Origin of the sequence: Nocardioides sp. (genome assembly GCF_016462705.1) — a bacterium.
Lineage (GTDB): Bacteria > Actinomycetota > Actinomycetes > Propionibacteriales > Nocardioidaceae > Nocardioides.
Genome location: NZ_JAEMSS010000144.1, coordinates 1 through 11,060, shown reverse-complemented (window position 1 = coordinate 11,060; position 11,060 = coordinate 1). Strand labels below are relative to the sequence as shown.

The window sequence follows — 11,060 nt, the reverse complement described above, 5'->3', positions numbered from 1 at the left end:
ACGATGCCCTCCTCGACCAGCTCGTAGATGGTCCGGAGGTACATCTCGGTGGTGTCGATCAGGTCGCTCACACCGTCATCGTAGGTTCGATGGGGTGACTTCGGTGATGTGGTTCCGGCGCGACCTGCGGCTCGCCGACAACCCGGCCCTGCTCGAGGCGGTCGCCGACGGACCCGTGATGCCGCTGTTCGTGCTGGACCCGGCGCTGTGGGGACCGGCCGGGCCGTCCCGCCGCGCCTACCTCGGGGCATCGCTCCGGGCGCTCGACGGCCAGCTCCGGGAGCACGGAACCCGGCTGTCGGTGGTGCGCGGCGACCCGGTGCGCCGCGTCGTCCTGACGGCCCGGGCGGTCGGCGCCGAACGGGTGCACGTGGCCGCGGACTTCGGGCCGTACGGCGCCCGCCGCGACGACGCGGTCGAGGAGGCGCTCGCCGACGCCGGCATCGGCCTGGTGCGGACCGGCTCGCCGTACGCCGTCGCCCCCGGCCGGGTGCGCAGCGGCTCGGGCGAGCCCTACAAGGTCTTCACGCCGTTCTCCAAGGCGTGGTCCGACCACGGCTGGCGGGACCCGGTCGACCCACCGTCGGACGGGTCGTGGCTGGAGCTGGACGAGGACACCGCCGAGATCCCGGAGCCAGCGGTCCCGGACGGCCTCCAGCTGCCCGAGGCCGGTGAGGCCGCGGCACTGCGGCGCTGGCGCGAGTTCCTGCCGGGTGTCGGGGACTACGGCGACGTGCGCGACGACCCGGGACGCGACGGCACCTCACGGATGTCGGTGCACCTGAAGTGGGGCGAGATCCATCCGCGCACGATGCTCGCCGACCTCGCCCGGCTCCGGAGCGCCGGCGCCGCGACGTACCGCAAGGAGCTGGCCTGGCGGGAGTTCTACGCCGACGTGCTGCACGCCCACCCGGCCTCGGCGCGGGAGTACCTGAGACCGGAGTTCGCACGGATGGCCTACGACGAGCCGGGCCCCGGGCTGGACGCGTGGGAGCGCGGGCGCACCGGGTTCCCGGTCGTCGACGCCGGGATGCGCCAGCTCCGGCAGACCGGGTGGATGCACAACCGGGTGCGGATGATCGTGGCCAGCTTCCTGGTGAAGGACCTGCACGTGGAGTGGCAGCACGGCGCCCGGCACTTCATGCGGTGGCTGGTCGACGGCGACCTCGCCTCCAACCAGCACGGCTGGCAGTGGACGGCCGGAAGCGGCACCGACGCCGCGCCGTTCTTCCGGGTCTTCAACCCGACCGGGCAGAGCCGGAGGTTCGACCCGTCCGGTTCATACGTCCGCCGCTGGGTCGAGGAGCTGTCCGACCCCGACGCGGTGCCTGACCCGCACGAGCCGGACGACGACGTCCGGCGCCTGGTCGGCTACCCCGAGCCGATCGTCGACCACGCCGAGGAGCGCCGCGAGGCCCTGGCCCGCTGGGAGCAGATCCGCCGCTGAATCGCCGGCCGGCGGCCCTACAGTGCTCGGGTGTCCACTCCGAGGACCCTGGTGATCGGCGGTCGCTTCCGCGGCCCGGCCCGCTCCGGCAACGGCGGCTACACGGCGGGCGCGCTCGCGGCCGTCGCCGGCGAGCTGACCGAGGGTGCCTGGCCGGCCACGGCGGTGCGGCTGCGGCTGCCCCCGCCCCTCGACGTGCCGATGGACGTGGTGCTGGACGGGGACGTCGTCGTGGCGACCCACGAGGGTGAGGTCGTGGCGCGGGCCTCGGCCGGTGCCGACCCGGTCGCGGTGCCGCCGGTCCCGGCCGGGGAGGCCCGGGCCGCCGAGGCGGGCTACCCGGGGCTGGCGTCCCACCCGTTCCCGACCTGCTTCTCGTGCGGTCCCGGCCGGGAGCCGGGCGACGGCCTGCGGATCTTCCCCGGCCCGGTGACCGAGCTCGACGGGCGGTCCCGGGTCGCGGCGACCTGGACCCCGCACCCGAGCGCCGAGGGGGTGCCCGTGGTCTGGGCCGCCCTCGACTGCGCGGGCGCCTGGGCCGCCGACGTCGGCGAGCGGCCGATGGTGCTCGGCAGCATCACCGCCCGGGTGGACGCGCTCCCCCTCGTGGGCGCCGAGCACGTCGTGGTCGGCCAGGACCGCGGCCGGGACGGACGCAAGAGCTTCACCGCCACGAGCATCTACGACCCGTCCGGGCAGCTGGTGGCCGCGGCCGAGCACGTGTGGATCACGGTGGACCCGGCGGTGTTCAACTGACCTCGACAGCGATCGGCCGGGCGATCGGTAAGGTGGCCCCATGTCGGATTTGAACGATCCAAACCCGCCCGCCGCACAGCCCTGGTGGCGCGAGGCCGTGACCTACCAGGTCTACGTGCGCTCGTTCGCCGACAGCGACGGGGACGGCGTCGGCGACCTCCCCGGCATCACGTCGCGGCTCCCGCACCTCCGCGACCTCGGCGTCGACGCGCTCTGGATCACGCCGTTCTACGTCTCTCCTCAGCACGACCACGGCTACGACGTCGCCGACTACCGCGATGTCGACCCCCGGTTCGGCACCCTGGCCGACGCCGACGCGCTGCTGGCCCGGGCCCGGGAGCTCGGGCTCAAGGTGATCGTCGACCTGGTGCCCAACCACACCTCCAGCGAGCACGTCTGGTTCCAGGCGGCCCTGGCCGCCGGGCCGGGCAGCCCGGAGCGCGCCCGCTACCTCTTCCGCGACGGGCGCGGTCCCGACGGCGCCGAACCGCCCAACAACTGGAAGTCGGTGTTCGGCGGGGACGCGTGGACCCGGGTGCCCGACGGCCAGTGGTACCTCCACCTCTTCGACACCACCCAGCCCGACCTCGACTGGCGCAACCCGGAGGTCGGGGACATGTTCGAGGAGGTCCTGCGCTTCTGGCTCGACCGCGGGGTCGACGGCTTCCGGGTCGACGTCGCGCACGGGCTGGTCAAGGAGGAGAGCCTCCGCGACCAGGTCGTGCCGGAGCAGCCGGCCGACGCAGGATCGATGGTGGAGCGGGCCAACCCCGACGAGCCGATGTGGGACCAGCCCGAGGTCCACGACGTCTACCGCCGCTGGCACCGGGTGCTCGCCGAGTACGACGGCGACCGGATGGCCGTCGCCGAGGCCTGGACCCAGACGCCCGAGTCGATGGCCCGCTTCGTGCGCGCCGACGAGATGCAGCAGTCCTTCAACTTCGACTGGCTGCTCGCCCCGTGGTCGGCGTCGGCGTTCGCCAAGGTCATCACCGGCACCTTCGCCGCCCTCGAGGACGTGCACGCGGCCCCGACCTGGGTGCTGTCCAACCACGACGTCGTGCGGCACACCACCCGCTACGGCGGCGGCGCCACGGGGCTGGCCCGGGCCCGGGCGGCCACCCTGACGATGCTCGCACTGCCCGGCTCGGCCTACCTCTACCAGGGCGAGGAGCTCGGCCTCGAGGAGGTCGAGGTCGCGCCCGAGCACCGGCAGGACCCGGCCTACCTCCGCCAGAAGGACTCCGCCCCGCAGTCGGAGTGGGTCGGCCGGGACGGCTGCCGGGTGCCGATCCCGTGGGCCGGTGACCAGCCGCCCTACGCGTTCGGCCCCGGCCACACGCAGCCCTGGCTGCCGCAGCCGCTGGACTGGGCGGGGCTCACCGTCGAGACCCAGGACAAGGCCGACCGTGACGGCGCGGACTCGACGCTCGGGTTCTACCGCCGGGCACTCGCCGCCCGCCGGGCGCACGCACTCGGCGCCGGTGACACCGTCGAGCTGCTCACCACTGAGGGCGACGTGCTCGCCGTGCGCCGCGGCCCCCTGACCGTCGTGCTCAACACCGGCCCCGCGGCGGTCGACCTGCCTGCGGGCGAGGTCGTGATCGCCAGCGGTGAGATCGGCGACGACGGCCTGCTGCCCCCGGACACCGCGGTGTGGCTGGTCTGAGCGTCAGTCGTTGCGTCGGTCGTTGCGTCAGTCGTTGAGGGCCTCGTTGTAGCGGGCGAGGCTGTCGACGAACCCGTTGAGCTCGGCCGCGCTCCAGTCACCCAGCTGCTCGTCCAGCCACTTGCGCCGGTGCGCGGCGACGTCGGTCATCCGGCGTACGGCGTCGTCGCTGGCTGCGACCAGCGTCGCCCGCCCGTCGTCGGGGTCGGGCGAGCGCGTGACCAGGCCGAGGTCGACGAGGTGCTGGAGCTGGCGGGAGATCGCGCCCTTGTCGATGCCGAAGCTCTCGGCGATCGCCGAGGCCCGGACCGGGCCCTCGTCGGCCAGCCAGGCCAGCAGCAGGTAGGCCGAGGGCTGCATCTCCGCGTGCACCGCGCGGGCCCGCTCGTGGATGACCCTCCGGATCCGGCGGATGAGCACGCCGACCTCGGCCTCGAGGCGGCGCAGCGACTCGCTGCGCGCCTCCGGGCCGTCCGGGGTGTCGCCGGCAGTGGTCACGCGGCCTCGTCGAGGTCGAGCGTGGTGCGCAGGGGGACCTCGCGGATGAGCAGGACGCACACGAGAGCGAGCATGGCGAACGGCACGGCGGCCAGGAAGACGTGGCCGGTCGCCTCGCCGAACGCCGACTCGTAGAGCGCACGCACCGGGGCCGGCAGGGCGTCGAGGTCGGGGATGGCGCCGCTCTCGTGGCTGCCGTCGATGCCCATGTCCGCGAGACCCGCCATGACCTTGGCGGAGACCTGGTGGGCGAGGAGCGCGCCGAGGACGGAGACACCGACCGAGCCGCCGATGGAGCGGAAGAACGCGACGACCGAGCTCGCGGCGCCGATGTCCGCCTGGGCGGTGTTGTTCTGCACCGCCAGCACGAGGTTCTGCATGGTCGCGCCCAGACCCAGCCCGAGGACGGCCATGAAGACGCCGATCCAGATCAGGGACGTGGTGGCGTCGATCGTGCCGAGCAGACCCATGCCGATCACGACCAGCACCATGCCACCCACGAGGTAGCGCTTCCAGAGCCCGGTCGCGCTGATGATCCGGCCGGTGACGATGCTGGAGACCAGCAGTCCGCCGACCATGGTCACCGACATCAGCCCGGCCTCGGTCGGCGACATGCCGCGGGCGCTCTGGAAGTACTGGCTGAGGTAGACAGTCGCGCCGAACATGGACAGGCCGACGAGCACGGAGGCCGCGGTGGCCAGGGACGTGGTCCGGTCGCGGAAGAGCCGCATCGGCACCACCGGGTCGGCGGCGACGTGGGTCTCCACCCGGACGGCGGCGGCGAGCAGGAGCGCTCCGACGGGGACCATCGCGGCGGTCTGCCAGGAGCCCCAGGCGAACTGGGTGCCGGCCAGCGAGACCCAGACCAGGAGGACGCTCACGCCGGACATGAGCAGGGTGGCGCCGAGGTAGTCGATCTTGACCGGGCGGCGGACCACCGGCAGGTGCAGCTTGGCCTGCAGGACCAGGAACGCCGCCACCGCGAACGGCAGGCCGATGCCGAACGTGCCCCGCCAGCCGAGCGGGGAGTCGACGACCACGCCGCCGATCAGCGGTCCGCTCACGGTGGCCAGGGCGAACGCGGCCCCGATGTAGCCGGAGTAGCGGCCGCGCTCGCGCGGCGACACCATCGTCGCGATCACGACCTGGACGAGCGCGGTGAGCCCGCCGACCCCGAGTCCCTGCACGACCCGGGCGCCGATCAGGACCTCCATGCTGGGCGCGAGCATCGCCATGACCGAGCCGAGGGAGAAGATCACCAGCGCCGACTGCACGAGCAGCTTCTTGGAGAACAGGTCGGCCAGCTTGCCCCAGATCGGCGTCGTCGCGGTCATGGCCAGCAGCGTCGCGACGACGACCCAGGTGTAGCCGGTCTGCGTCCCCTCCAGGTCGGTCACGATGACCGGGAGCGCGTTGGTGACCACCGTGCTCGACAGCATCGCCACGAACATCGCGAGCAGGAGGCCCGACAGCGCCTCCATGATCTCCCGGTGCGACATCGGCGCAGGTGCGTCGACCGGCTCCGCGGAGGGGGAGGTCTCGTCGATCGCTGTCACTGCCACGTCCGTCATGCTGGGCAAAAGGTTGACGACGACAACTATATTCCCTGGTGCCGAAATGGGACAACCCGCAGGCGTGGCCCCTGTGGAGGGACCGCACCGGGGGACGTTCCCGGTTTCGCCTGCGGGTCGGGTAGCTGCTTGGGATTCGCCAGCAGCTCGGCAGGTGCTTCCACCTACCGTGATGCTGGGCTGCTAGCGGGCAGCCACCTCACGCGTCCTCAAAGAATTCATTCTTCGGACCACCTCCTTTCCCGTGTGCGACGAGAATAGGTCGCCCGGACAAGACACCACAACGGACTTTCGAGCCGCGAGGTCAGCTCTCGTCCGCGCTGGCGCTGGTGTAGTCCTCGAGCTGCCGGCCCGCCGCGACGAACTCCGTGGGCAGCTCCGTGCGGCTCCACCACGGTTGGGTGGCGATCTCGACCAGCTGGTCGGTCGTCAGCACCGGTACCGCCCGCATCGCCCCCTCGGCGTACGGATTGGTGTTCATCGCCCCGACGACCAGCCGGAGCCTGCGATCGGGGCTGATCACCTCGACGGCGACCCGCTCGGACCCCTCGCCCATCTCGGTGTCCTCGTCCCGGTAGGTCCGCACCGTGTCACCGTTCGCCAGCTCCCAGGCCCGGCAGTCCGTGAGTGAGGCGCCTTGCTCCGCGCAGGTGTACGGCGCCTCGCCGGCCATCCCGAGCGGCTGGACGTTGACCATCACCACCCCCGCCGGGCCCGACCCGGACTCGGGGAGGAATCGGAGAGCGGCGAACGCCTCATGTTCCTGGGCAGCGCCCTGGAAGCCGCTGAAGCTGCCGTCGGCGACCTCGTCGACCGCCGAGGCCAGGGCCACGGCGGCGGAGCGGCCGGTGATCGGAGCGGTCTGCCCGCTGAGCGACCCTGCATCGACGGATACCGGAGCGTCCGTGGCGACGTCGCGGGCCGGATCACCGCCTCCGGGCGCCAAGGTGTACACCCCGACGGCGAGCACCGCCGCCGCGGCAGTCGCGCCGACCGTGGCCAGGGCCTGCCGGCGCCGGCGGATCGCGAGCCCCCGGCGCCGCGACGACTCGGCGAGTGCCGGGAGGTCGGGGAACACGTCGGCGACGGCGTCATCCAGATGGTCGTGCAGCAGCATGGTGGTCTCCGTCTCAGGGCTGGTCAGGATTCGTCGGCGAGGTCGGGGAAGCTGGTCCGCAGCCGGGCCAACGCCCTCGAGGAACGCGTGCGGCAGGCGGACTCGGACAAGCCGGTCTGGGCCGCCACCTCGGCGACCGGGAGGTCGTGGAAGTAGCGCAGCACCAGCACTGCCCGGTCGCGTGGCGGCAAGGTGCTCAGTGCCTCCAGCAGCGACACCCGCAGGGCGGGGTTGCCCTGGGGCGCGGAAGCGTCGGTTCCGTCGAGCAACGGCAGCTCCGGCACCCGCTTGCGGCGGCGGTCGGAGAGGAAGAGCCGGGTGAGGATCGCCCGGGTGTACGCCGCGGGGTTGTTCGCCCGGCTCACCAGCCGCCAGCGCGCGAACGCCTGGGCGTACGCGCTCTGCACCAGGTCCTCGGCGGCTTGTCGGTCGCCCGTCAGGAGTACGGCGGTACGCAGCATGCGCTCGCCGGTGGTGTGGACGAGCTCCTCGAAGGTCAAGGTCCGCCGCACCACGGCCACCGCCTCGTCCGCCAGCAGGTCGGTCATCACATCCTTCTAGAGGTGTCGGCGACCAGAAGTGTTGCAAGCCCGCTGGCATTTACGTCCTAGGTCGACGACCGCAGCGCCTCGACGGGGGTGACCGCCACCGCACGAGAGGACGGGACCCAGGACGCCGCGAGCACGAGCAGGACCCCCGCGACCGCGATCCCGGCGAGGACCGGGCCGGGCAGGCCCCACACGAAGCCGTCGTTCTGGAAGCCCACCAGGGACTGTGCCCCCAGCGCGCCGTAGGCCAGGCCCAGTCCCATCCCGAAGCCCACCGCCGTGGCCGACAGGGCGACGGACTCCTTGGTGATCATGGTGCGGACCTGGCCGCTCGTGAACCCGAGGGCGCGGAGCAGGCCGATCTCACGGGTCCGCTGGATGACGCCGAGCGACATCGTGCTCACGAACCCGACCGCGGCGATCGCGCTGGACACCACGACGAGGCAGATCATGATCGTCGAGGTGTGCCGCAGGATGTCGTCGGTCTGCGCGGCCTGGGCCGCCGTCTGGTCCCAGGACGCGGCCGCCACGCGCAGGGCGGCGAAGCCGGCGGCGAACGTCGTCACGAGGGTCACGCCGATGACCAGCCCCATCGTCGACCGGGTGGTGCGGCCGGGATCGCGGACCGCGTTGCGCGCGGCCACCTTGCTCGGAGGGTCCGTCCCCAGCAGCCGGCTGACTAGCGACACCAGCCGCGGTACGACGAGCCGGGCCCCGACGAGCAGGCCGGTCCCCGACAGCATCGCGCCCAGGGCGGCGGCCAGGAAGCCGATGGCGTTGCCGGACTCACCGAGGACTGCGGCCCCCGCCAGCACGAGGGCTCCGGACCCGATGAGGGCGACCGTGAGCCACCGCCGGAGGCGGCCGGCGCGTGGTGAGTCGGGTGCCGGCACGGAGGCGCCGGACAGCGCCTGCGCCGGGGTGGCCCGCAACACCGCGCGGGAACCCACCCAGGCCGCTCCGGCCGCCGCCAGGGTCACCACGGCCGCGGCCGGCAGGGCGAGCACCGGCAACAGCGCGTAGCCACCGTCGGGCAGCCGGTCGGCCGCCACCAGGGCGGCCCGGGTCACGTCTCCGGTCAGGACGCCCGCCAGGACCCCGGCGGTCCCGCCGGCGGCGGCGACGCCGGTCGTGCCGCGGACCACGGCTCCCCGCAGCGAGCGGGCGTCCGCCCCCAGGAGGCGCAGCAGCGCGATCTGCTTCAGCCGGCCGGCGATCACGGTGTCCACGCCGTTGACGATGACCACGGCGGAGACGTAGACGGCCACGGCGATGAACACCGACGCGACCACCCCGAGCACGAGGCCGATCGCCGACACGTCGCCCACCGACTCCGAGTTGACCCGCAGCGTCTCGCTGGCGACAAGCAGGACACCGGCGTAGAACCCGCACATCGCGGCGACCAGCCCGACCGTGCCGAGCTCGCGCCTGGCGCCCAGGACGAGTGCGCTGCGCGTCGTCATGCGGCACCCACCTCGAAGCCGATCAGCAGCTCGGCGATCTGCTGAGGTGTCATCGCGTCGTGGTCACCCACGAGCCGGCCGTCGGCGAGCACCAGCACCCGGTCGGCGTACGACGCCGCCACCGGGTCGTGGCTGACCATGACGATGGTCTGGCCGTACTCCCGGGCGGCGGTACGCAGCAGCCCGAGCACCTCCCGGGAGCTGCGGGTGTCGAGGTTGCCGGTGGGCTCGTCGGCGAGGACGACCGCGGGCCGCGGCGCGAGGGCGCGGGCGATCGCCACCCGCTGCTGCTGGCCTCCGGACAGCTCGCCCGGCCGGTGGGCCACCCGGTCGCCCAGGCCCAGCACCTCGAGGAGGTGCTCGACCCAGGCGTGCTCGTCCGTCCTGAGCCGGCGGCCGGCGAGCTCGAACGGGAGCAGCACGTTCTCGCGCACGTCGAGGGTCGGCACCAGGTTGAAGGACTGGAAGACGAAGCCGACCTGCTCGCGTCGCAGCAGCGTGCGGGCCCGGTCGTCGAGGCGGTGCAGCGGGTGGCCCGCGACGTGCACCTCGCCCGCCGTGACGTCGTCGAGCCCGGCGGCGACGTTCATGAACGTCGACTTCCCGGAGCCGGACGGCCCCATGACCGCGGTGAAGCCGCCGCGCGGCACCGCGACGGTCACGTCGTCGAGGGCCCGGACGGCTCCAGGGCCGCCGTCCCCGTAGACCTTGCTGACCGAGCTGAACGAGAGCAGGGAGTCCATGCGCTCGACGCTAGGGACGCGCCGGCGTCCGCACATCGGCCGCGAGCGGGGTCTCGCCTACATCGCTGGATGTACGGGCGACGCCGGCAGGACGGCTCAGAGGAGCCCGTGCTCGTAGGCGTAGACCACGAGCTGCACCCGGTCCCGGGCCCCGAGCTTGCCGAGGATCCGGGAGACGTGCGTCTTCACGGTGGCCTCGGAGAGGTGCTCGGCGCGGGCGATCTCGGCGTTGGAGAGGCCGGCCGCCGCCCGCAGCAGGATCTCCTTCTCCCGGGGTGTCAGGTCGTCGTACTCCCGGCCGGGCGCGGACCTGGGAGTGCGGAACCGCTCCAGCAGCGTGCGGGTGGCGCCGGCGGCGACGACCTGGTTGCCGTCGGCCACGGCACGCACGGCTGCCAGCAGCAGCTCGGGCCGGGCGTCCTTGAGCACGAAGCCGCTGGCCCCGGCCTCGATCGCGGCCATCGCGGCCTCGTCGAGGTCGAACGTCGTGAGCACCAGGACCTTCGGGGCCTTCTCCCCCAGCGACTCGTGCAGGAGCCGGGTGGCAGTGACGCCGTCGACGCGCGCCATCCGCACGTCCATGACGACCACGTCCGGGCTGGACGCGGCCACGAGGTGGGGCACCTCGTCGCCGTCCGCGGCCTGGCCGACGACCTCGAGGTCCGGCTGGCTCTCGAGCACCATCGCGATCCCGGCGCGGAACATGGCCTGGTCGTCGACCAGCGCCACCCGGACCGTCACGCGACGGCCTCCGCCGGCAGCTCGGCCCGGACCACCCAGTCGTCGCCCTCGACACCGGCGGTGAGGACGCCGCCGGCCCGCCCGATCCGGTCGCGCATGCCGGCCAGCCCGTGCCCGGTGCCCACCGGCTCGGGGTGGGCGGGGCCGCGGAGCCGGTTGCGCACGACGAGACGGTAGCCGTCGCGCCAGTCCTCCTCGACGTCGACCGGGTACGCCAGGTCACCGTGCTTCAGCGCGTTGGTGAGCGACTCGGCGAGGAGGCGCTGCGCGGCCACGACGAGCCCGACCGACCCGGACGCGCTGCCGTGCTCGACCAGCCGGATGTCCATGCCGGACGCGCGCATCCTCTCGACCAGCGCCTGGTGGGCGTGGCGGCCCGGTGGCGTCGCGGGCTCCTGGTAGCGCAGCTCGGCCAGGAGGGCGCGCAGGTCGCTGATCGAGGTGCGCGCGGTCTCCGCGATCACGTCGAGCGCGGCGGCCGCCTTGCTCTCGCCGTCCGGGCTGCCG

General features: G+C 73.3%; 10 protein-coding genes and 2 pseudogenes. 3 read left to right on the top strand and 9 right to left on the bottom strand.

All coding sequences use genetic code 11. The features are described 5' to 3' along the window. A pseudogene (locus JHD21_RS16450) lies at positions 1-71 on the bottom strand (dihydrofolate reductase); the annotation flags it as partial. A gap of 23 nt (positions 72-94) precedes the next feature. On the opposite strand from JHD21_RS16450, the gene JHD21_RS16445 reads away from it, so the two are divergent. The 3 genes from JHD21_RS16445 to JHD21_RS16435 are packed head-to-tail and all read left to right on the top strand — an operon-like array spanning position 95 to position 3,872. Then, a complete protein-coding gene (locus JHD21_RS16445; RefSeq protein WP_292677385.1) occupies positions 95-1,447 on the top strand; it encodes a deoxyribodipyrimidine photo-lyase in 1,353 nt (450 codons plus the stop codon). A gap of 30 nt (positions 1,448-1,477) precedes the next feature. Continuing rightward, complete coding sequence (locus JHD21_RS16440) at positions 1,478-2,203, top strand: hypothetical protein (RefSeq protein ID WP_292677383.1); 726 nt, start codon at positions 1,478-1,480, stop codon at positions 2,201-2,203. A 40-nt stretch (positions 2,204-2,243) separates the two neighbouring features. Then, positions 2,244-3,872 carry a glycoside hydrolase family 13 protein gene (locus JHD21_RS16435; protein ID WP_292677381.1) on the top strand — a complete coding sequence of 543 codons (1,629 nt, stop codon included), beginning with the start codon at positions 2,244-2,246 and terminating at the stop codon, positions 3,870-3,872. Between the two features lie 27 nt (positions 3,873-3,899). Here JHD21_RS16435 and JHD21_RS16430 read toward each other — a convergent pair whose 3' ends face one another. The 8 genes and pseudogenes from JHD21_RS16430 to JHD21_RS16395 all read right to left on the bottom strand — a co-directional run. Then, complete coding sequence (locus tag JHD21_RS16430; RefSeq protein WP_292677379.1) at positions 3,900-4,370, bottom strand: MarR family transcriptional regulator; 471 nt, start codon at positions 4,368-4,370, stop codon at positions 3,900-3,902. Beyond that, positions 4,367-5,932 carry an MDR family MFS transporter gene (locus JHD21_RS16425; RefSeq protein WP_365696269.1) on the bottom strand — a complete coding sequence of 522 codons (1,566 nt, stop codon included), beginning with the start codon at positions 5,930-5,932 and terminating at the stop codon, positions 4,367-4,369. Before JHD21_RS16425 ends, JHD21_RS16430 begins: the two co-directional genes overlap by 4 nt. A 313-nt stretch (positions 5,933-6,245) precedes the next feature. Continuing rightward, entirely contained in the window at positions 6,246-7,058 is an 813-nt protein-coding gene (locus JHD21_RS16420) for a hypothetical protein (protein ID WP_292677377.1), read from the bottom strand. A 23-nt stretch (positions 7,059-7,081) separates the two neighbouring features. Next, complete coding sequence (locus JHD21_RS16415) at positions 7,082-7,606, bottom strand: SigE family RNA polymerase sigma factor (RefSeq protein WP_292677375.1); 525 nt, start codon at positions 7,604-7,606, stop codon at positions 7,082-7,084. A 59-nt stretch (positions 7,607-7,665) separates the two neighbouring features. Next, on the bottom strand, positions 7,666-9,069 hold the full coding sequence (locus tag JHD21_RS16410; RefSeq protein ID WP_292677373.1) for an ABC transporter permease: 1,404 nt from the start codon (positions 9,067-9,069) through the stop codon (positions 7,666-7,668). Beyond that, positions 9,066-9,812 (bottom strand): ABC transporter ATP-binding protein, encoded by a 747-nt coding sequence (locus JHD21_RS16405; protein ID WP_292677371.1) that lies wholly within the window; start codon positions 9,810-9,812, stop codon positions 9,066-9,068. Before JHD21_RS16405 ends, JHD21_RS16410 begins: the two co-directional genes overlap by 4 nt. A 96-nt stretch (positions 9,813-9,908) precedes the next feature. After that, the gene (locus tag JHD21_RS16400) at positions 9,909-10,553 is read right to left on the bottom strand and encodes a response regulator transcription factor (protein ID WP_292677369.1); all 645 of its coding nucleotides are present in this window, start codon (positions 10,551-10,553) and stop codon (positions 9,909-9,911) included. Next, positions 10,550-11,060 (bottom strand): annotated as a pseudogene (locus tag JHD21_RS16395) (hypothetical protein); the annotation flags it as partial. The pseudogene JHD21_RS16395 and the gene JHD21_RS16400, both read right to left, overlap by 4 nt.